Genomic DNA, 21,132 nt, shown 5'->3' on the forward strand with positions numbered 1-21,132 from the left:
CCGGAAGGTGCTGGGGAAGGGGAAGGGATGCGCGGCGGCTTTGGCGAGGATGATCGGGGGGCGCGGCCGGAGCGGATGGCGCTGGACCCGGAACGGCTGGAGCGCATCCTGGTCGCCGCAGCCGGCGAGGGGCGCTCGGTCACCTACCGGCAGGTGCTCGACATGTTCGGCCACCGGGTCGGCTCCGGCACGGTCGGCCATCTCTGCCGGGTGCTTGGAGTGGTCGACCGCGCCAGGGCAGCGCGCGGCCTGCCGGAACTGGCCTGCCTGGTGGTGCGCTCGACCGACGGCATGCCGGGGGCCGGCTATTTCGCGGCGGAGGATCCTGCGGGGGCCGAGGCCCGGGCGCTGCTGGTGACCCGGCGCCAGCAGGCGGCGTTCGCCTGGGCGGCCGGGCTCAGCCCTTCTTGCGCAGGACGATCACGAACACGTCCTGCTCGCGATCGCTCCGCTCCAGGAGATGGCCGCTGATCTCGACATACTCGTCGAAATCGGCCGGGGCAGCGGGGTCGGTCGCCAGCACGCAGACCGTGGCGCCCGGCTCCATGATCATCAGGGCCTGGCGGGTCTTCACCAGGGGCATCGGGCAGGCGAGGCCGCGGGCATCCACGAGGACGTCGTAGCGTTGTTCCGACAAGGACGAGTTCCTCCGTTGATGTCGGCGCTGGCAGGTAGCCCGGATCGTGCCGGTCCGGAAGCATCCGGGCCGCATCTGGCTGTCACGTATCTGCGTCGGGTTGGTCTTGGATTTTTCGCAAAAGGTTGTTGACGGTTTCACTGGTTGGTCCTAGAACCCGGCTCACGAAGCGCGGCGGGGTGCTGGGCGGCGGGGATGGCCTGCTGCCTGGTGGTTTAGCCGGGTTTTGGTGAAGATTTCGGCCTGGTCTGTTGGGATTGGGTGGCGGCCTGGAAGGGCTGCCCGATGGTCGTCTGGTTGAGGCTGGGCGGTGGTCGGCGGGTTGTTGTTTGACATCGTTGGTTGGTGGAGCGCTTTTTAGAAAAAGCGTTTTGGAGGGATGTGCGGGCGGCGTCCTCTGGTCTGGCTGACTTTGGTTGGCTGGCTGGGTGGGGATGATCGTCTGGTACATCTTGGTGTTCATTGGAAACTTCTTCGGAGGTTCTGATGGGTACCTTGCGTATGCCTAGATGGTCAGCGATCAAGCTGAGAGTTTGATCCTGGCTCAGAACGAACGCTGGCGGCGCGCCTAACACATGCAAGTCGGACGCACTCGCAAGAGTGAGTGGCGGACGGGTGAGTAACACGTGGGAACCTGCCCTGGGGTCTGGGATAGCTGCGGGAAACTGCAGGTAACACCGGATACGCACGGGAGTGGAAAGTTCACGCCCTGGGATGGGCCCGCGTCGGATTAGGTAGTTGGTGGGGTAACGGCCTACCAAGCCTGCGATCCGTAACCGGTCTGAGAGGATGATCGGTCACACTGGGACTGAGACACGGCCCAGACTCCTACGGGAGGCAGCAGTGGGGAATCTTGGACAATGGGGGCAACCCTGATCCAGCGACGCCGCGTGGGTGATGAAGGCCTTCGGGTCGTAAAGCCCTTTTGCCGGGGAAGATGATGACGGTACCCGGAGAAGAAGCACCGGCTAACTCTGTGCCAGCAGCCGCGGTAAGACAGAGGGTGCTAGCGTTGTTCGGAATTACTGGGCGTAAAGGGCGCGTAGGCGGCTCGTTTAGTCGGGTGTGAAATCCCGGGGCTCAACCCCGGAACTGCATTCGATACTGGCGGGCTTGAGACCGAGAGAGGTGGGTGGAATACCCAGTGTAGAGGTGAAATTCGTAGATATTGGGTGGAACACCGGTGGCGAAGGCGGCTCACTGGCTCGGATCTGACGCTGAGGCGCGAAAGCGTGGGGAGCAAACAGGATTAGATACCCTGGTAGTCCACGCCCTAAACGATGTGTGCTAGATGTCGGGGGACTTGTCTCTCGGTGTCGGAGTTAACGTTTTAAGCACACCGCCTGGGGAGTACGGCCGCAAGGTTAAAACTCAAAGGAATTGACGGGGGCCCGCACAAGCGGTGGAGCATGTGGTTTAATTCGACGCAACGCGCAGAACCTTACCAACTCTTGACATGGCCGTTAAAGCTGCTGAGAGGCAGTGTCCCGCAAGGGGGCGGTTACAGGTGCTGCATGGCTGTCGTCAGCTCGTGTCGTGAGATGTTGGGTTAAGTCCCGCAACGAGCGCAACCCTTGTCCGTAGTTGCCATCAGGTTGGGCTGGGCACTCTACGGGGACTGCCGGTGACAAGCCGGAGGAAGGTGGGGATGACGTCAAGTCCTCATGGCCCTTACGAGTTGGGCTACACACGTGCTACAATGGTGGTGACAGAGGGCAGCCAGGTCGCGAGGCCGAGCAAATCCCTAAAAGCCATCTCAGTTCGGATTGCACTCTGCAACTCGAGTGCATGAAGGTGGAATCGCTAGTAATCGCGGATCAGCACGCCGCGGTGAATACGTTCCCGGGCCTTGTACACACCGCCCGTCACACCATGGGAGTTGGTTCGACCTTAAGCCGGTGAGCTAACCTCGCAAGAGGGGGCAGCCGACCACGGTCGGGTCAGCGACTGGGGTGAAGTCGTAACAAGGTAGCCGTAGGGGAACCTGCGGCTGGATCACCTCCTTTCTGGACCCTCGATGTCGGGCATCTCACGGACTGCCCGGGGTCGCTGAGGTCGATACAGCCGGCGCAAGTCGGCAAAGCAAAGTCCCATGCGGAAGTTCGCTTCTGCGGGGCGCCGTCCGCACATCCCTCCAGATGAAGACAATCCTGAGTTCGGGCCCGTAGCTCAGTCGGTTAGAGCGCACCCCTGATAAGGGTGAGGTCGGCCGTTCGAATCGGCCCGGGCCCACCATTCCCCGCCAGGCGACTGGCGGTGGATGGACAGGATGTCTTCATGCGCGACGGATGAAGTGCTCCATGACCGGATCATGGCCCCTTGGGGCCTGGTCCTGATGGTCGTTCCCGGGCGTTGGCCCGGCGGACGTTCTGTTTATCATCGTATGGTGTTGTGTTTGATGACTGTGTGACCGCTCGGACGGTCGGTGCAGGTGGAATAGCCTGTTCCGGTGGTTCGAGTTTGGGACGCACGGGATGCTCAATCAAACTCCCGATCGCAAGCGATCGGGGGGTGTGGAAGAACTTGCCGGTCGTCTCTCACGACCGGTGGGGCTCTGCCGCAGCGAAGGGCACGTGATCTTGTCAGGCTCGAGGATCTGAAGCTGTTGGTTGGATCCGGTGCAAACCGGGCTCAAGCAGGCCGAAGGCCGATAGCCCAGCAAGAAGACAACACGGGTCGGTCGCTGTTGTGGGGTGGAGAAGAGGTAATCAAGGGCATCTGGTGGATGCCTTGGCGTCGAGAGGCGATGAAGGACGTGGCACGCTGCGATAAGTCTGGGGAAGGTGCGAGCAACCGTTGATCCCAGAATCTCCGAATGGGGAAACCCACCGCACGTGTGCGGTATCCGTCACTGAATCCATAGGTGGCGGAAGCGAACCCGGGGAACTGAAACATCTAAGTACCCGGAGGAAAGGACATCAACCGAGACTCCGTTAGTAGTGGCGAGCGAACGCGGATCAGGCCAGTGGCCTGTTGGAACGAACCGGAAGCGCATGGAATGGCGCGCCATAGCGGGTGACAGCCCCGTACGGGTAGAGCTTCCAACAGGTCCTCGAGTAGGGCGGGGCACGTGAAACCCTGTCCGAACATGGGGGGACCACCCTCCAAGCCTAAGTACTCCTCGACGACCGATAGTGAACCAGTACCGTGAGGGAAAGGTGAAAAGCACCCCGACAAGGGGGGTGAAACAGAACCTGAAACCGGATGCCTACAAGCAGTCGGAGCCTGACCATGTTCTTCGGGACATGGGGTGGGTGACGGCGTACCTTTTGTATAATGGGTCAGCGAGTTATCGTCGCCAGCAAGCTTAAGCCGATAGGCGAAGGCGCAGCGAAAGCGAGTCTGAACAGGGCGCTTTAGTTGGCGGCGGTAGACCCGAAACCGGGGTGATCTAGCCATGGGCAGGTTGAAGACAGGGTGACACCTGTTGGAGGACCGAACTCACGTCTGTTGAAAAAGACGGAGATGACCTGTGGTTAGGGGTGAAAGGCCAATCAAACCCGGAGATAGCTGGTTCTCCGCGAAAGCTATTGAGGTAGCGCGTCACGTGATTGCCTTCGGGGGTAGAGCACTGGATGGGCTAGGGGGGAGCAATCCTTACCAAACCTAACCAAACTCCGAATACCGAAGTGTCCAGCGTGGCAGACAGGCGGCGGGTGCTAAGGTCCGTCGCCAAGAGGGAAACAGCCCAGATCGCCGGCTAAGGTCCCCAAGTCGTGGCTAAGTGGAAAAGGATGTGGGAAGGCCACAACAACCAGGAGGTTGGCTTAGAAGCAGCCATCCTTTAAAGAAAGCGTAACAGCTCACTGGTCTAATAGCCGTCCTGCGCCGAAAATGTAACGGGGCTCAAGCCACGCACCGAAGCCGCGGGCTCGTACTTGTACGAGCGGTAGCGGAGCGTTCCCTAGGCCTGTGAAGGTCGATCGTGAGGTCGGCTGGAGGTATGGGAAGTGCGAATGCTGACATGAGTAGCGACAAGGAGTGTGAGAGACACTCCCGCCGAAAGTCCAAGGGTTCCTGCGCAAGGCTAATCCGCGCAGGGTGAGCCGGCCCCTAAGGCGAGGCCGAAAGGCGTAGTCGATGGGAACGGGGTGAACATTCCCCGGCCTGTGGGTAGTGACGGCGGCCGTAAGTTGTACCTCCTTAACGGATTGGAGGTGCCGCGAAGGACGTCCAGGAAACAGCTCCCACGTATAGACCGTACCCGAAACCGACACAGGTGGACTGGTTGAGCATACCGAGGCGTTTGAGAGAACGGTATCGAAGGAACTCGGCAAATTGCCCTCGTAACTTCGGGAGAAGAGGGCCCCGTTGGCAGGCAACTGTTGGCGGGGGGCACAAGCCAGGGGGTGGCGACTGTTTACTAAAAACACAGGGCTCTGCGAACTCGAAAGAGGACGTATAGGGTCTGACGCCTGCCCGGTGCCGGAAGGTTAAGAGGAGGGGTGAGAGCTCCGAATCGAAGCCCCGGTAAACGGCGGCCGTAACTATAACGGTCCTAAGGTAGCGAAATTCCTTGTCGGGTAAGTTCCGACCTGCACGAATGGCGTAACGACTTCCCCACTGTCTCCGATACCGGCTCAGCGAAATTGAATTCCCCGTGAAGATGCGGGGTACCCGCGGTCAGACGGAAAGACCCCGTGCACCTTTACTGCAGCTTTGCGCTGGCATTAGGCGAAACATGTGTAGGATAGGTGGGAGCCTTTGAAGTTCCGGCGCCAGCCGGGATGGAGGCGTCCTTGAAATACCACCCTTGGTTCGCTTGATGTCTAACCCAGGTCCGTGATCCGGATCGGGGACACCGCATGGTGGGCAGTTTGACTGGGGCGGTCGCCTCCCAAAGTGTAACGGAGGCGCGCGAAGGTAGGCTCAGGCTGGTCGGAAACCAGCCGTTGCGTGCAAGGGCACAAGCCTGCTTGACTGCGAGAGCGACGGCTCGAGCAGAGACGAAAGTCGGCCCTAGTGATCCGGTGGTCCCGCGTGGAAGGGCCATCGCTCAACGGATAAAAGGTACGCCGGGGATAACAGGCTAATCACTCCCAAGAGTCCCCATCGACGGAGTGGTTTGGCACCTCGATGTCGGCTCATCACATCCTGGGGCTGAAGCAGGTCCCAAGGGTTCGGCTGTTCGCCGATTAAAGTGGTACGTGAGCTGGGTTTAGAACGTCGTGAGACAGTTCGGTCCCTATCTGCCGTGGGTGTTGGAGACGTGAAAGGATCCGTCCTTAGTACGAGAGGACCGGGATGGACAGACCTCTGGTGGGCCGGTCGTGGCGCCAGCCGCGCAGCCGGGTAGCTAAGTCTGGACGGGATAACCGCTGAAAGCATCTAAGCGGGAAACCCACCTTGAAACAACGTCTCCCTATCAGGGCCGTGGCAGACCACCACGTCGATAGGTCGGAAGTGGAAGTGCAGCAATGCATGCAGCTTACCGATACTAATCGCCCGATCGGCCTCATCTCCCCCCACACCAGCGATCGACCCGTGCAAGACACCGGACGATCCAGCATCCCAAAACGTCCCAATCACACAGTCACCGTACTTGCCGCAAGAAAAGCTTCCCTGGCTCAAGTAGGCCGAACGGCCGATAGACAGGGAAGCCGGCGCGCCAACGGCGCGCCACCAGGCAAGATCGCGACGTCACGCCGACCCGGTGGTCACAGCGAGGGTGCCACACCCGATCCCATCCCGAACTCGGCCGTGAAACCCCTCAGCGCCCATGATACTGTGTCTTAAGGCACGGGAAAGTCGGTCGCCGCCGGGTCAGCGTGACGCCGCCAACAACACAACACCAGCGAGACTTCCCTCGACGCGGGGTGGAGCAGCCCGGTAGCTCGTCAGGCTCATAACCTGAAGGTCAGAGGTTCAAATCCTCTCCCCGCATCCAAATCCACAAACCACATATCACCAGCGCTGACAGATGCCCCCAGCCAGCACAGGCTCCGGGGGCCGCATTGCGTTGCACAGAAACCAACATCACGCTTGGAGCATTCTAGGTCTGCGCGAGTGCATGTTTGGCTGAAGGCTCGGTCGTCTGCGTGGAGGCGGCAGCGATGGCGGCACCTTTATCCCAGGATCTGCGTCGGCGACTGGTGCAGGCGGTGGCAGGTGGCAGTTCGGCTCGCCAGGCGGCGGCCCGCTTCGCGGTGAGCCCAACGGCGGTGCATCGGCTGATGCGGCGGGTGCGGGCGACCGGGAGCACCCAGCCGGCCAGGATCGGCGGCTACCGCAAGCCGTTGCTGGCCGGGCATGAGGACCTGCTGCGGGAACTGGTGGCCGGGCACAAGGGTATCACCCTGGCCCAGATCCAGGCCGAGTTGGTCCGCCGCGGCATCGAGGCGGGCTCCCTGACGACGATCTGGCCGACCCTGCACAGGCTCGGGCTGTGGCACCAAAACCGACGCTGAGGGCAGCGGAGCAGGATCGACCGGACGCGGCCAGGCGCCAGCGACGCTGGCGGATCTGGCAGCGCTATCTCGATCCGGGCACGTTCGTGTTCCTGGACGAGACCAGCGCTGCCACCAACATGGTCAGCCGCTATGGCTGGTGGCCGAAAGGCAGGCGCCTGATCGATGCCGCTCCACACGGTCTTTGGCACGCCACCACCTTCCTCGCCGGGCTGCGCGCCAGCGGCATCGTCCCTCCGCTCGTCCTGGACGGGCCAATGACCGGCAGGGCCTTCCATGCCTATGTCCAGCAGGTCCTGGTGCCAACGCTGTTCCCAGGAGACGGGGTGGTGCCTCCGCGTGCTCCTGCACGCGTCCCTTGCAGGGATCGGATGACGCGCCTGCTGGCGCTTCATGGACAATCTGGCCGCGCACAAGGTGGCAGGCATCCGAGAAGCGGTTGCCGCGGCAGGCGCCAGCCTCTTGCACCTGCCGCCCTACTCTTCCGATCTCAATCCGATCGAGCAGGCCTTCGCCAAGCTCAAGACGCTCCCGCGTCAGGCCGCCGCCCGAAGCCGTGATGCCCTCTGGAGCACCATCGGGCAGCTGCTCGACGCCTTCAGCCCAACCGAATGCGCCAACCACCTCAGGAATGCCGGCTATGCAGGTTACCAAAACTGAAATGCTCTAGCCTGGCGAACGACGCAACGTCTCCGGAAGCCACCCGCATGGCCTTGACCTTGCCATCGTTGGAAGCCCCACATGGTGAGCCGAGCCCATTGGTGAGGTGGACATTCCATGGCCTCAATCGTTGCATCGCCAACCTCAGCCGCCCGATCGGCAGAGACCCCCGCGGCGCCGGAGCATGTCCTGAGCCTCGGCATCGACGGGATGAACTGCGCGTCCTGCGTCGGGCGGGTCGAGAAGGTGCTCCGTGCTGTCCCGGGCGTCGACCGGGTTGCTGTCAATCTCGCTACCGAACGGGCCACGGTCGTCCATCGGGGGGAGGTCGAGCCGGCGGCGCTGGTCCAGGCAATCGATGACGCAGGCTATCGGGTCCGTGAGGCGACTACGGACCTCGTCCTTGAAGGCATGAACTGCGCGTCCTGCGTCGGGCGGGCTGAACGGGCGCTTCGCCGCGTCCCCGGGGTCATCGCCGCCGAGGTGAACCTCGCGACCGATCGTGCCCGGGTCCGCCATCTCGCCGGTGCCGCCGGTCCCGCCGAGCTCGCAGCGGCGGTGGCGGCCGCCGGCTATCGCGGCCGGCCCCTGACCGCAGCCGGTGGCACCGACCAGTCAGCCGAGCGACACGCCAAGGACGAAGAGTCGCTGCAGCGCTCGATGCTGGCAGCGATGCTGCTGACCCTCCCTGTCGTGATCCTGGAGATGGGCGCGCACCTCATCCCCGGCCTGGAGGCCTGGATCGAGCGCAGTCTCGGGCTTTCCACCAGCTGGTACATCCAGTTCGTCCTGACCACCCTGGTCCTGTTCGGGCCCGGCCTGCGCTTCTTCAAGAAAGGCATCCCTGCGCTATGGCGCGGGGCGCCGGACATGAACTCGCTGGTGGCGCTCGGCACCAGTGCCGCCTACGGCTATTCGGTGGTGGCGACCTTCGCGCCGGCCCTGCTGCCATCCGGCACCGGCCATGTCTACTACGAGGCGGCCGCGGTGATCGTGACCCTGATCCTGCTGGGCCGGCTTCTGGAGGCCCGCGCCAAGGGGCGCACCTCGGACGCCATCCGCCGCCTGCTGGGCCTTCAGGCCCGCACCGCCAGGGTCCGCCGGGACGGCGATCTGGTCGAGCTTCCGCTGGAGCAGGTCCGGGTGGACGACATCGTCCTGGTCCGCCCGGGCGAGAAGGTGCCGGTCGACGGCCAGGTGATCGAGGGTTCCTCCTATGTGGACGAATCGATGATCACCGGCGAGCCATTGCCGGTGCCGAAGGCGTCTGGCGCCGACGTGGTCGGCGGCACGATCAACAAGACCGGCAGCTTCTCCTTCCAAGCCACCAAGGTTGGTGCCGACACAGTGCTCGCCCAGATCGTCCGGATGGTCGAGCAGGCCCAGGGAGCCAAGCTCCCGATCCAGTCGCTGGTCGACCGCGTCACCATGTGGTTCGTGCCGGTGGTGATCGCGGCTGCCGCCGTCACCTGCCTGGCCTGGCTGCTGCTCGGTCCCGATCCAGCACTCACCCTGGCCCTGGTCAGCGCGGTCGCCGTGCTGATCATCGCCTGCCCCTGCGCCATGGGCCTGGCGACGCCCACCTCGATCATGGTCGGTACCGGGCGGGCCGCCGAGATTGGCGTCCTGTTCCGCCGGGGCGAGGCGCTGCAGGCGCTGCGGGGCGTCGACGTGGTGGCGCTGGACAAGACCGGCACCCTGACCAAGGGCCGCCCGGAGCTCACCGACCTCGTCACCAGCGACGGCCTGGTCGCCGACCAGGTCCTGGCCCTGGCCGCTTCGGTCGAGAGCCGCTCCGAGCATCCGGTGGCCGAGGCGATCGTGGCGGAGGCCAGGCGGCGCGGGCTGGCGCTGACGGAGCCCGAGGATTTCCAGGCCCTGCCGGGACTGGGCGTTGCCGCGCTGGTGGCGGGCCGGCGGGTCGAGATCGGCGCCGACCGCTACATGAAGAGCCTGGGCCTCGACGTGGCGGCGCTGCTGCCGCAGGCCAAGCGTCTGGCCGAGCTTGGCCGCAGCCCACTTTATGTTGCGATCGACCACCGGCTGGCCGCCGTGCTCGCGGTCGCCGACCCGATCAAGCCCACCACGCCTTCGGCCATCGCTGCCCTGCACCGGATGGGCCTCAAAGTCGCCATGGTCACCGGCGACAACCGGGGCACCGCCGAGGCCGTCGCCCGGCAGCTCGGGATCGACCAGGTGATCGCCGAGGTCCTGCCCGACGGCAAGCTGCGCGCCATCGCGGAACTGCGCCAGGGCGGCCGGACGGTCGCCTTTGTCGGCGACGGCATCAACGATGCCCCGGCCTTGGCAAAGGCCGATGTCGGCCTGGCGATCGGCACCGGCACCGACGTGGCGATCGAGAGCGCCGACGTGGTGCTGATGTCCGGAAACCTGCAGGGGGTGGTGAACGCCATCGCCCTGTCCAAGGCGACGATCCGCAACATCAAGCAGAACCTGTTCTGGGCGTTCGCCTATAACGTCGTGCTGATCCCGGTCGCGGCGGGCGTGCTCTACCCGCTGAACGGGACGCTCCTCTCGCCGGTGCTGGCGGCCGGCGCGATGGCGCTTTCCAGCGTGTTCGTCCTGGGCAACGCCTTGCGCCTGCGACATTTCCAGCCGCCGTCGGCCGCCGCCTGAAGCCAGCGGTCCCGGTGGGATGGGCGGACGGCGCGCGCCATGGAGAACGAGGAGCCAGACGGATGATGAATATCGGGGAAGCGGCCCGGGCGTCGGGCGTGTCCGCCAAGATGATCCGCTACTATGAAAGCACCGGTCTGATCGGAAAGGCGGCGCGTTCGGAAGCCGGCTACCGCCACTACGACGCGCGGGACGTCCACACACTGCGCTTCATTCGCCGCGCCCGAGACCTGGGCTTCACCGTGGAGCAGATCGGCGGGCTGCTGGCGCTCTGGCAGGATCAGGCGCGGGCGAGCGCCGACGTGAAGAAGTTGGCACAGGCCCATATCGCGGAGCTGCAGGCCAAGATCAACGAGTTGCAGGCGATGATGGCCGCACTCGCCACCCTGGCGTCCCAGTGCGACGGTGATGATCGCCCCGACTGTCCGATCCTGCGCGACCTCGCCAGGGAGGAGGCATCGGGCGACCGGCCGGTCCCGGACTTGGCGCAGCCGGCCCGATTCGGCCCGGCCGGTGTCCGAGCCATGCCTCACCGGTGAGCGGCAGCGGCCCAGCCAACCCTGACGGTGTCCCTTCGAGCAGCCAGCCCCCTCTCCAGAACCGGGTCAGCTGTGGCCGACCGGCTCGTCCGCCTCCTGCGCCATCTCCTCGGGGATCGGCTGCCGGGTGAAGCCCTTCATGCCGTGCGCCGTCTCCACCGCATCGCGCCGGAACTCGATCGGGCTCAGGACATAAGCGGTGAGAAGCTCGGCGACCGAGCGGAGCGCATGCATGTGGATGCGCTCGTAGCCATGCGACCCATCGACCCCGAAGGTCACCAGGGCGTTGCGCACGTCGTGGCCGGCAACGATCGCGGAGGCCGCGTCGGAGCGGTAGTAGCGGAACACGTCCTTCTGGTAGCGGATGTCCTCGTCCCGGCACAGGCGCACCAGAGACTGGGTCAGGTGGTAGTCGAACGGGCCGGTCTGGTCGGCCATCGCGATGGTGACGCCGAACTCGGACGAGTTCTGGCCAGGACCGGTCGTGCCATTGTCCACCGCCACGACGGCGGCGACGTCGGCGGTCAACGCGGAGGAGGCGCCCACGCCGACTTCCTCGGCGATGGTGAAGACGAAATGGACATCGACCGGCGGTCGCTGCGGCTGGGCGAGCAGCGCCTTGAGGGCCGCCAGCATCAGGGCCACACCGGCCTTGTCGTCGAGATGGCGGGAGACGATGTAGCCGTTCTTGACGAATTCCGGCTGGGGATCGATCGCGACGATGTCGCCGATTTCGACGCCCAGCTGGACCAGCTCGGTCCGGTTGCGGACCCCGGCGTCCAGGCGCAGTTCCACATGGGACCAGCCGACCGGCAGCGTGTCCACCTCCTCGTTGAAGATGTGGCCGGACGCCTTAAGGGGCAGGATCGTGCCGCGCAGGTAGCCGCCCTCGGTGAATACCGTCACCCGGGCCCCCTCGGCAAAGCGGGCCGACCAGGTGCCGATCGGCACCAGCTCCAGGCGACCGTTTTCCTTCAGCTGCTTCACCTGGGCCCCGAGCGTGTCGAGATGGGAAACGATCGCGCGGGCAGGGCGGCTCTCGCGGCCGTTCAGCACCGCCCGGACCGCCCCGCGGCGGGTCAGGGTCGGGGAGAGGCCGAGGCCCTCGAGCTCCGCGCAAAGCTCGCGCACGATCGTGTCGGTGAAGCCCGTCGGGCTTGGAATGTCGAGGAGCCGGGCCAGCTGCGCTGCCAGATACTCAGTGTCGATCGCCAGTCGCGGCATCTTGGCTCCGGTCAAAGAAAGTCGCCTGCCGGACGGAAGCAGGAACCGAGTTGGGGAAAAGCAGATCGATGAGCCGCTCCGCAGTCGGCTGCGGGTGGTGATTGGCGAGCCCGGGCCGCTCATTGGCTTCGATGAAGACGTAGTCCGGCTCGGTGGGCGAGCGCACCATGAAATCTATCCCGACCACCGGGATGTCGATCGCGCGCGCGGCGCGGATCGCGGCCTCCACCAGGCGCGGATGCACCAGGTCGGTGACGTCGTGGATGGTGCCGCCGGTGTGAAGATTGGCGGTGCGGCGCACCTGGATCTCGGTGCCCTCCGCCGGCACGTCCTCCAGCTGGTAGCCGGCCGCCTTGACGCAGCGCAGCGTCTCCTCGTCGAGCGGGATGGTGGCCTCGCCGCCCGTCGCGGCGGCGCGGCGGCGGCTCTGGGCACGGATGATGTCGCGCAGCGAGCTCCGCCCATCCGCCACCACCCGGGCCGGGCGGCGGACGGCGGCAGCCACCAGCCTGAAGCCGATGATCACCAGGCGGAGATCCTCGCCCTCGGCGCGCCGCTCGATCAGGACCCGGTCGCAGTGCCGGCGCGCCACCTCGATCGCCGCCTCGGTCGCCTCCAGGGTTTCCAGCCCGACCGCGATGCCGCGCCCCTGCTCGCCGCGGGCCGGCTTCACGACGACGCTGCCATGCATCGACAGGAAGTCCGAGATCTTCGCCCGGTCGCCTGCCTCGATCTGCTCGGGCACCGCCACCCCGGCCGCCTCCACGATCCGGCGGGTGACCGCCTTGTCGTCGCAGATGCTGACCGCGACGCCGGTGGTGAGCTCCGTCAGGCTTTCGCGGCAATGGATGGATCGTCCTCCCAGAGACAGCCGGAAGAAGCCGCCCTCCGCATCGGTGACGCTGACGTCGATGCCGCGGCGGCGGGCCTCGTCCACGATGATCCGCGCATAGGGGTTGAGGTCGGCTTCCAGGGAGGGGCCGGTGAACAGCCGCTCGTTGATCGGGTTCTTGCGCTTCATCGTGAAGAACGGGACCCGGACGAAGCCCAGCTTGTCGTAGAGCGCGATCGCCTGGTCGTTGTCGTGCAGGACGGTGAGGTCGGTAAAGGCGGCGCCGCGCTGCGCCAGATGCTCGACCGCGGCTCGAACCAGTCCCTCGCCGATGCCTGGCTGCGTGGCCTGCGGATCCACGGCGAGGCACCAGAACGAGGAGCCGCGCTCCGGATCGCCGAAAGCGGTCGCATGGTCGATCGCCATGACCGTGCCCAGGACCCGGCCGTTGAACTCGTCCTCCGCCACCAGCACGAAGATCCCGTCGGCCTCGTGCGGGCCCTCGAAGAAGTCCGGCCGGATCGGCACCATCTGCCGGGCGCCATAGATCCGGTTGACCTCGTCCACGTCCATCGGCGCCGCCAGCTTGCGGATCCGGAACCCGGCGGTCGGACGAAGGCCCGGCCGGTGGACCGTGAGGTCCAGCCGGTAGGTGTGGGAGGGATCCAGGAACATCTCGTGCGGTGCCAGCGCCAGCACGACATGCGGATCATTGACGTAGATGGCGACGTCGCGGCGCTCTGGCGCCTCCGCCCGCATCACCTCGGCCAGACGCTCGGGATGATCGAAGGTCTGGCCAAACAGCAGGCAGCCCCAGCCGCAATCGATCGACGCTTCCTTGGTCGCCGTGAGGTCGGTGTCCTTCATCGGTCGCTCAGATCCCGTGCTCTTGCAGCCAGAGTTCGAGGAGTCCCACCTGCCAGAGCTCCGAGCCGCGCAGGGGGGTGATCGCGGAACGGGGATCCGCATAGAGGCTGTCCAGATAGTCTTGGCGGAACAGGCCGCGCTCGCGGGCGGCCTGGCTGGACAGCGCATCGCGCACGAAGTCGAGGCGGGAGCCTTCCAGGTATTTCAGGCTCGGCACCGGGAAGTAGCCCTTCTCCCGGTCGATGACCCCATGCGGGATCACCTGGCGCGCCGCCTCCTTGAGCACGCCCTTGCCACCCTGGGCAAGCTTGTGCCGGGAGGGGATCCGCCCGGAAAGCTCCGCCAGGTGGTGGTCGAGGAACGGCACCCGTGCCTCCAGGCCGAACGCCATCGTCATGTTGTCGACCCGCTTGACCGGATCGTCGACCAGCATGACCGAGCTGTCGAGCCGCAGCGCCTTGTCCACCGGGTCGTCGGCTCCGGGCAGCGCGAAATGCGCGGCGACGAAGGCCCGCGCCTCGTCCGCCTCGATCTGCCAGTCCGGCGAGAGGTGGCGGCCCAGCCGGTCATGGTCGCGGTCGAAGAAGCGCTTGGCGTATTCGCCGACCGGGTCGTTGGAGCCGACCAGGGGCGGATACCAGTGGTAGCCGCCGAAGACCTCGTCGGCGCCCTGGCCGGACAGGACCACCTTCACCCGCTTGGAGACCTCGCGGGACAACAGGTAGAAGGCGACGTTGTCGTAGGAGACCATCGGCTCCGACATCGCCCGGATCGCCCCCGGCAGGTTCTCGATCATCTCCCGCTCGGGAATGAAGATCTGGTGGTGATGGGTGCCGTAATGCTGGGCGATCAGGTCGGAATAGCGGAACTCGTCACCCTTCTCGCCATTCGCCGCCTCGAAGCCGATCGAGAAGGTCTCCAGCTCCTTCTTGCCGCCTTCCGCCAGCAGGCCGACGATCAGGCTGGAATCCAGGCCGCCGGAGAGGAGGACGCCCACCGGCACGTCGGCGACCGTGCGGCGCTTCACGGCGCTGCGGAACTCCTCGAGCACCAGATCGCGCCATTCCTCCGCCGAACGGGTCTCGTCCGCCTCGGAGCGGTCGTAGCTCAGGCGCCAGTAGACCTCGTCCTTGCTCCTGCCGTCCGCCTCGATCACCCGCACCGTGGCGGGCGGCAGCTTCCGCACGCCCTTGAGGATCGTGTAGGGCGGCGGGACCACCGCGTGGAACGACATGTAGAACTGCAGGGCGACCCGGTCGATCGAGGTGTCGACCCGGCCGGTCGCCACCAGGGCCGGCAGCGAGGAGGCGAACATCAGCGCGCCGTCGGCCTCCGCCAGGTAGAGCGGCTTGATCCCGAACCGGTCGCGGGCCAGGACGAGCCGCCCGCTTTCCCGCTCCAGGATCGCGAAGGCGAACATGCCGTTGAAGCGTTGGACGCAGTCGGTGCCCCAGGCGTGGTAGGCCTTGAGGATCACCTCGGTGTCGGCGCCAGAGAAGAACTTGTAGCCCAGCCCCTCCAGTTCGCCGCGCAGCTCACGGTAATTGTAGATGCAGCCGTTGAAGGCGATGCTCAGCCCCAGGTCCGGGTCGGTCATCGGCTGCTCGCCGCGCGCCGACAGGTCGATGATGCTGAGCCGGCGATGGCCAAGGGTCACCCGGCCGCGGGCGAGGATTCCGCTGTCGTCCGGTCCGCGCGGGGCCAGCGCGGCCGTCATCGCCTCGGTAGCCGCTGTTCCGGCCGGACGACCATCGAACCGCGCCTCCCCGCAAAAACCGCACATGCTGAATCCTTTCGTTCCACCGTGGAGGATGGTGACTAAAGAGCCGAGACCCGCCTGCGCTCCCGAGCGGCAGCTCATGATCGTCGGGAACCGGCTCTCTCCGGGCCGCTGCCGCCTGCGCCACGACCGCACCCTAGCAGGAAAACGCGGTGGCGCGCGAACCAGGGAGTCGGCGTGGCGCAGCCCTTTGGGGCAGCCTGTCCTGCGGGGCCGGAGCTGGGGCCAGACAGGCTGTTTCCCGCGCAGCCGGGGTGGCGATTGCGCGCCGACCACCGATTTTCTGCCCGCCCGAACGTCTCGCGCCAAGACCTTTCCGCTTTGACCGACCGTCCTTGTCGATGCAACAAAGTCTCGCGTTGGGCGTTCAGCCTGGCAGGGAGGCTCGGGACGGCGTCGATGCGCAGGCCCGGTGGCCGCCCGTCCGGACCATCACCTCGTGAGAGGATGCAAGCTCATGACCCCACTTCGCTCCGCCCTCGCCGGCCTCGCGCTGGCTGCGGCTCTGGCCCTGCCGGGTGCGAAGCCTGCGGGCGCCCAGATACCGAACGAGGTGCTGGTCGTCGGTCAGATCGCCGAGCCGGCCTCGCTGGACCCGGCGGTGAGCACGGCCACCAACGACTTCCGCATCCTGATCAACCTCTACGAGGGGCTGGTCCGCTACAAGCCCGGCACCCTGGAGGTCGAGCCGGCGCTGGCCGAGAGCTGGACGATCTCCGAGGACGGCCTGACCTACGAGTTCAAGCTGCGCCAGGGCGTCACCTTCCACGACGGCACCCCGTTCGACGCCGAGGCGGTGAAGTTCAACTTCGAGCGGATGCTCGACGAGAACCATCCGGCAGCCGATACCGGTCCGTTCCCGCTGTCCTTCTTCTTCTCCGCGATCGACAAGGTCGAGGCGGTCGATCCGCAGACGGTGCGCATCACCCTGACCGAGCCGTTCGCGCCGTTCCTGTCCAACCTGGCCTACCCGACCGGGCTGATGGTCTCGCCTGAGGCGGTGACCGGGCAGGGCAAGGAGTTCGGCCGCAATCCCGTGGGTACCGGGCCGTTCCGCTTCGTGGAATGGCAGGGTAACCGGCAGGTGACGATCGAGCGGAACCCGGACTACTGGGGCGATCCGGCCAAGCTCGAAGCCGTGGTGTTCCGTCCGATCACCGACCCGAACACCCGTGCCGCCGAGATGCTGTCCGGCGGGATCGACGTCATGGTCGAGGTGCCGCCGGATGCGCTGACCCAGTTCCAGGGCGCCGACGAGTTTGAAGTCTACGAGCAGGCCGGCCCGCATCTGTGGTTCCTGATCCTGAACACCAGGGAAGGGCCGCTGGCCGACAAGCGGGTCCGCCAGGCGGTGAACTACGCGATCGACAAGCAGGCGATCGCCAACGACATCCTCCAGGGCACCGCGGAGCCGGCCAAGGGCCCGATCGCCCCGGCCTTCGAGTGGGCCTACGACGCCTCGATCGAGGGCTATCCGCATGATCCGGAGAAGGCCAGGGCGCTCCTGAAGGAAGCCGGCGCGGAAGGTGCTGAGCTCACCTTCTACGTGGCCGAGGGCGGGTCCGGCATGCTCGATCCCGTCGCCATGGGCACCGCCATCCAGGCGGACCTGGCGGAGGTCGGCCTGGAGGCGAAGATCGAGACCTACGAGTGGAACACCTACCTCGCCAACGTGAACCCCGGTCTGGAAGGCAAGGCCGACATGGCCGAGATGGCCTGGATGACCAACGACCCGGACACGCTGCCCTACCTGACCCTGCGCACCAAGGCGCAGCCGGCCAATGGCGGCTTCAACTCCGGCTATTACTCGAACCCGGACCTGGACAAGCTCCTGGAACAGGCGCGGCGCACCAGCGACCAGGCGGAGCGCGCCGACCTCTACAAGCAGGCGCAGCAGATCATCGTCGAGGATGCGCCCTGGGCGTTCGTGGCGCACTGGAAGCAGAACGCGGTCACCACGGCGGCCGTGCAGGGCTTCGAGCTGCAGCCGTCCTTCTTCCTGCTGCTCGACGACGTATCCAAGGAATAGGGCTCCACCGGCATGGGCCGCTATGTCCTCGGCCGGCTCCTGGCGCTGGTGCCGGTGCTGTTCGGGCTGAGCCTGATCGTCTTCCTGATCATGGCGCTGATCCCGGGCGACCCGGCGCTGGCGATCCTGGGATCCTACGCGACCCCGGAGAACGTCGCCCGGATCAACCGTGACCTGGGCCTCGACCGGAGCCTGCCGGTCCAGTACGTCACCTGGCTCGGCAACGTGCTGAGCGGCGACCTCGGCCGCTCCTACAGCCTGAACCGGCCGGTGCTGGACGAGGTGCTGGAGCGCTTCTCGGCGACTTTGATCCTGGCCGGCGCCGCCCTGGTGCTGGCCTCGATCCTGGGCCTGCTGGCTGGCATCGTCTCGGCGGTCCGCCAGTATGGCTGGGCCGACAAGCTGGTGACGCTGGTGGTTCTGATCGGCATCTCGATGCCGTCCTTCTGGCTGGGCCTGCTGCTGATCCTGCTGTTCGCGGTGCGCTGGCGGCTTTTGCCGGTGAGCGGGATGTACGCGATCTATGGCGGCGGCGACCTGCCCGACCTGCTCTGGCACCTGGTCCTGCCGGCGGTGACGCTGGCGATCGTGGCGGCCGGCGTGATCGCCCGCTTGACCCGCTCCGCCATGCTGGAGGTGCTGCGCCAGGACTTCGTGCGCACGGCACGCGCCAAGGGCCTGAGCGAGCGCCGGGTGGTATTCCGCCACGCGCTCAAGGCCGCCATGGTGTCGGTGGTCCCGGTGATCGGCATCCAGGCCGGGTTCGTCCTGGGCGGTGCGGTCTATATCGAGACCGTGTTCCAGTGGCCGGGCATTGGCCGGATGCTGGTCGACGCGATCGGCACCCGCGACGTGCTGCTGGTCCAGGGCGGCGTGCTGGTGGTGGCGGCGAGCTACGTGCTGTTCAACCTCCTGGCCGACGTGCTGCAGCGGCTGCTCGACCCCAGGATCGGCGCATGACCGGCTTCCTGGCCCTCCTCCGCCGCCTGTTCCGCAACCGTCTGGCGGCGGTCGGGGTGGTTCTGCTGGGGCTGATCCTCCTGGTGGTGCTGGCGGCCCCCATCCTGCCATTGGCCGATCCGGACGCGACCGAGCCCGCGCGCCGCCTGCTGCCGCCCTTCAGCGAGGGAGCCTGGCTCGGCACCGACGCGCTCGGCCGCGACATGCTCTCCCGCCTGGTCTGGGGGACCAGGCTCAGCCTCGCCATCGGCGTCTCCGCCTCGATCCTGGCGGCGGTGATCGGCTCCGGGATCGGCCTGGTCGCCGGGTTCCTCGGCGGCCGCGCCGACACCCTGCTCATGCGCGGCATCGACACGCTGATGGCGTTTCCCTACCTGCTCCTGGCGCTGGCCATCGTGGCCGTGCTGGGGCCGGGCCTGCTCAACGCCCTCTATGCCGTGGTGGTGGTCAACATCCCGTTCTTCGCCCGCAACGTGCGCGGCGTCACCGCCGGGCTCCGCCATCGCGAGTTCGTCGACGCGGCGCGCCTGTCCGGGATGGGCGGCACCCGGATCCTGCTGACCGAGGTGCTGCCCAACGTCATGCCGGTGATCGTGATCACCGTCTCGACCACGGTCGGCTGGATGATCCTGGAGACCGCCGGCCTGTCCTTCCTGGGCCTGGGCTCGCAGCCGCCCCAGGCCGACCTCGGCTCGATGCTGGGCGAGGGCCGCAAGGTGCTGATCAACGCGCCGCATGTCGCCGCGGTGCCGGGCCTGGTGGTGTTCCTGATCGTGATGAGCATGAACCTGATCGGCGACGGCCTGCGCGACGCGATCGACCCCCGCCTGAAGTCAGGCGTGCCGGGCCGCCCGAGCGCCGCGACCCGGGTCGAGCGGCCGGCCGCTGCCCCAGCGGCTTCCACCGGCCCCGACGCCGCCCTCGCCGTCACCGGCCTGTGCACCGCGTTCGAGACGCCGGCTGGCCTCGTGGACGCGGTGAAGGATGTCAGCCTCCAGGTGGCGCCCGGCGAATGCCTGGGCATCATCGGCGAATCCGGTTCCGGCAAGTCGGTGACGGCCCTTTCCATCGCCCGCCTGGTGGCCTCGCCGCCAGGCGTAATCCGCGCAGGTGCCATCCGTTTCGGTGGCGACGACCTACTGGCGATGCCGCCGGGCGCGCTGCAGCGGCTGCGGGGCGGCCGGATCGCCTATGTGTTCCAGGACCCGCTGACCACGCTCCATCCCCTGATGCGCATCGGCGACCAGGTCGTCGAGGCGATCCGCGCCCACCAGCCGGCTTCACGCGCCGAGGCCCGTCAGCGGACGCTCGACCTGTTCGCCGCGGTGAAGCTGCCCGATCCGGCCTCGATCGCCAGCGCCTACCCGCACGAGATTTCCGGCGGACAGCGCCAGCGCGTCTCGATCGCGATGGCCCTGGCCAACGACCCGGACCTGATCATCGCCGACGAGCCGACCACGGCCCTGGACGTCACCGTTCAGGCGGAGATCCTCGACCTGCTCGACGAGCTCCGCCGGCGCCGCCGGCTGGCCGTGGTCTTCATCAGCCATGATTTCGGGGTGATCGGCCGGATCTGCGAGCGGGTGGCAGTGATGTACCGGGGCGAGATCGTGGAGGAAGGCAGCGCCCGCGCGGTCCTGGCCGCGCCTGAGCATGCCTACACGAAGCGCCTGATCGCCGCCGTGCCGGTGCTCGGGCGGGCACGCGACATCCTTCATGCCCCGGCAGCGGCGGAGGCGGCGCCATGAGCCAGGATGCGGTGGAGATCCGCGACCTCGTGAAGACCTATGCGGGGCGCTCCTCCTGGTTCGGCCGGTCCCGCTCGGCGGTCCATGCCCTCAAGGGCGTCTCCCTCGGTGTGCCGGCCGGGCAGACGCTGGGCATCGTCGGCGAATCCGGCTGCGGCAAGACCACGCTCGCCCGCTGCCTGGTCGGGCTGGTCCAGCCGACCAGCGGAACGATCCGGATGGAGGGCCGCCCCGTCGCGGAGATCATGGCGGGCGGCCCGCGGGCGCTGGGGAGCACCGTGCAGTATGTCTTCCAGGACCCGATATCGTCCCTGAACCCGCGCAAGACGATCCGGCAGATCCTCTCGGTTCCGCTGCGGTTCCTGGTCGGTCTTGAGGCCCCTGCCCGGGAGCCGCGCCTTGTCGAACTGATGCGATCCGTCGACCTGGACCCGGCCTTCCTCGACCGCTATCCGCACGAGTTCTCCGGCGGCCAGGCGCAGCGGATCGGGATCGCCCGCGCCCTGGCGGCGGGCGCCAGGATCATCGTGCTCGACGAGCCGGTCTCCGCCCTCGACGTGTCGGTCCAGGCCCAGGTCCTGCGCCTCCTGGCCGACCTCAAGGCCCGGCATGGCCTGACCTACGTCTTCATCAGCCACGATCTGGCGGTGGTGGAAGCGATCGCCGACCGGGTCGCCGTCATGGCAGGGGGCGAGGTGGTCGAGGAAGGGGCTCCCGAACGGCTGTTCGCCGACCCGGAGCATCCCTATACCCGGCAACTGGTGGCGTCGGTCCCGACCCTGGCCCGGTGACCGGCGTCCCCTGAACCAGCA

At 66.6% G+C, this 21,132-nt stretch carries 11 protein-coding genes, 2 tRNA genes, 3 rRNA genes and 1 pseudogene; 13 read left to right on the forward strand and 4 right to left on the reverse strand.

The window, feature by feature from the left end; translation table 11 throughout:
- Window positions 1-27 precede the first annotated feature (27 nt).
- The gene (locus tag GEMRO_RS33395) at window positions 28-471 is read left to right on the forward strand and encodes a hypothetical protein (RefSeq protein WP_084506732.1); all 444 of its coding nucleotides are present in this window, start codon (window positions 28-30) and stop codon (window positions 469-471) included.
- On the opposite strand, the gene GEMRO_RS0108945 is transcribed toward GEMRO_RS33395, so the two are convergent.
- Window positions 398-637 (reverse strand): sulfurtransferase TusA family protein, encoded by a 240-nt coding sequence (locus GEMRO_RS0108945; protein WP_027133714.1) that lies wholly within the window; start codon window positions 635-637, stop codon window positions 398-400. The two genes, GEMRO_RS33395 and GEMRO_RS0108945, sit on opposite strands and share 74 nt — an antisense overlap.
- Before the next feature lie 521 nt (window positions 638-1,158).
- Between GEMRO_RS0108945 and GEMRO_RS0108950 the strand changes: the two genes are divergently transcribed.
- The 8 genes and pseudogenes from GEMRO_RS0108950 (at window position 1,159) to cueR (ending at window position 10,880) form a co-directional block, all read left to right on the forward strand.
- Window positions 1,159-2,643, forward strand: a 16S ribosomal RNA gene (locus GEMRO_RS0108950).
- 152 nt (window positions 2,644-2,795) lie between these two features.
- Window positions 2,796-2,872 (forward strand) — tRNA-Ile (locus GEMRO_RS0108955).
- Between the two features lie 463 nt (window positions 2,873-3,335).
- Window positions 3,336-6,099, forward strand: a 23S ribosomal RNA gene (locus GEMRO_RS0108960).
- A 187-nt stretch (window positions 6,100-6,286) separates the two neighbouring features.
- A 5S ribosomal RNA gene (gene rrf, locus GEMRO_RS0108965) occupies window positions 6,287-6,401 on the forward strand.
- The 16S, 23S and 5S rRNA genes sit together here with 2 tRNA genes alongside, the layout of an rRNA operon.
- 46 nt (window positions 6,402-6,447) lie before the next feature.
- Window positions 6,448-6,524, forward strand: a tRNA-Met gene (locus tag GEMRO_RS0108970).
- Window positions 6,525-6,690: 166 nt separating this feature from the next.
- Window positions 6,691-7,704: pseudogene (locus tag GEMRO_RS33400) on the forward strand (transposase).
- Between the two features lie 117 nt (window positions 7,705-7,821).
- Entirely contained in the window at window positions 7,822-10,341 is a 2,520-nt protein-coding gene (locus GEMRO_RS0108985; protein ID WP_027133716.1) for a heavy metal translocating P-type ATPase, read from the forward strand.
- Between the two features lie 65 nt (window positions 10,342-10,406).
- Window positions 10,407-10,880, forward strand: coding sequence for a Cu(I)-responsive transcriptional regulator (cueR, locus tag GEMRO_RS28590; protein ID WP_035486847.1), 474 nt, complete (start codon window positions 10,407-10,409; stop codon window positions 10,878-10,880).
- Window positions 10,881-10,946: 66 nt separating this feature from the next.
- Here cueR and GEMRO_RS0108995 read toward each other — a convergent pair whose 3' ends face one another.
- From GEMRO_RS0108995 to GEMRO_RS0109005, 3 genes are read right to left on the reverse strand one after another with little or no spacing between them, the layout of a single operon-like run.
- Complete coding sequence (locus GEMRO_RS0108995) at window positions 10,947-12,104, reverse strand: osmoprotectant NAGGN system M42 family peptidase (protein WP_027133717.1); 1,158 nt, start codon at window positions 12,102-12,104, stop codon at window positions 10,947-10,949.
- Window positions 12,079-13,803, reverse strand: coding sequence for an N-acetylglutaminylglutamine synthetase (gene ngg, locus GEMRO_RS28595; protein WP_051328870.1), 1,725 nt, complete (start codon window positions 13,801-13,803; stop codon window positions 12,079-12,081). The genes GEMRO_RS0108995 and ngg overlap by 26 nt, the downstream gene beginning before the upstream one ends.
- 7 nt (window positions 13,804-13,810) lie before the next feature.
- Window positions 13,811-15,586 carry an N-acetylglutaminylglutamine amidotransferase gene (locus GEMRO_RS0109005; RefSeq protein WP_027133718.1) on the reverse strand — a complete coding sequence of 592 codons (1,776 nt, stop codon included), beginning with the start codon at window positions 15,584-15,586 and terminating at the stop codon, window positions 13,811-13,813.
- Between the two features lie 454 nt (window positions 15,587-16,040).
- Between GEMRO_RS0109005 and GEMRO_RS0109010 the strand changes: the two genes are divergently transcribed.
- The 4 genes from GEMRO_RS0109010 to GEMRO_RS0109025 are packed head-to-tail and all read left to right on the forward strand — an operon-like array spanning window position 16,041 to window position 21,111.
- Window positions 16,041-17,612, forward strand: a complete 1,572-nt coding sequence (locus GEMRO_RS0109010) for an ABC transporter substrate-binding protein (protein WP_027133719.1) — start codon at window positions 16,041-16,043, stop codon at window positions 17,610-17,612.
- A 12-nt stretch (window positions 17,613-17,624) separates the two neighbouring features.
- Window positions 17,625-18,572 (forward strand): ABC transporter permease, encoded by a 948-nt coding sequence (locus tag GEMRO_RS0109015; RefSeq protein ID WP_027133720.1) that lies wholly within the window; start codon window positions 17,625-17,627, stop codon window positions 18,570-18,572.
- On the forward strand, window positions 18,569-20,320 hold the full coding sequence (locus tag GEMRO_RS28600; protein WP_035484990.1) for a dipeptide/oligopeptide/nickel ABC transporter permease/ATP-binding protein: 1,752 nt from the start codon (window positions 18,569-18,571) through the stop codon (window positions 20,318-20,320). Before GEMRO_RS0109015 ends, GEMRO_RS28600 begins: the two co-directional genes overlap by 4 nt.
- Window positions 20,317-21,111, forward strand: coding sequence for an ATP-binding cassette domain-containing protein (locus GEMRO_RS0109025; RefSeq protein ID WP_027133721.1), 795 nt, complete (start codon window positions 20,317-20,319; stop codon window positions 21,109-21,111). Before GEMRO_RS28600 ends, GEMRO_RS0109025 begins: the two co-directional genes overlap by 4 nt.
- The last annotated feature ends 21 nt before the right edge of the window (window positions 21,112-21,132 follow it).

This window comes from Geminicoccus roseus DSM 18922 (assembly GCF_000427665.1).
Taxonomy (GTDB): domain Bacteria; phylum Pseudomonadota; class Alphaproteobacteria; order Geminicoccales; family Geminicoccaceae; genus Geminicoccus; species Geminicoccus roseus.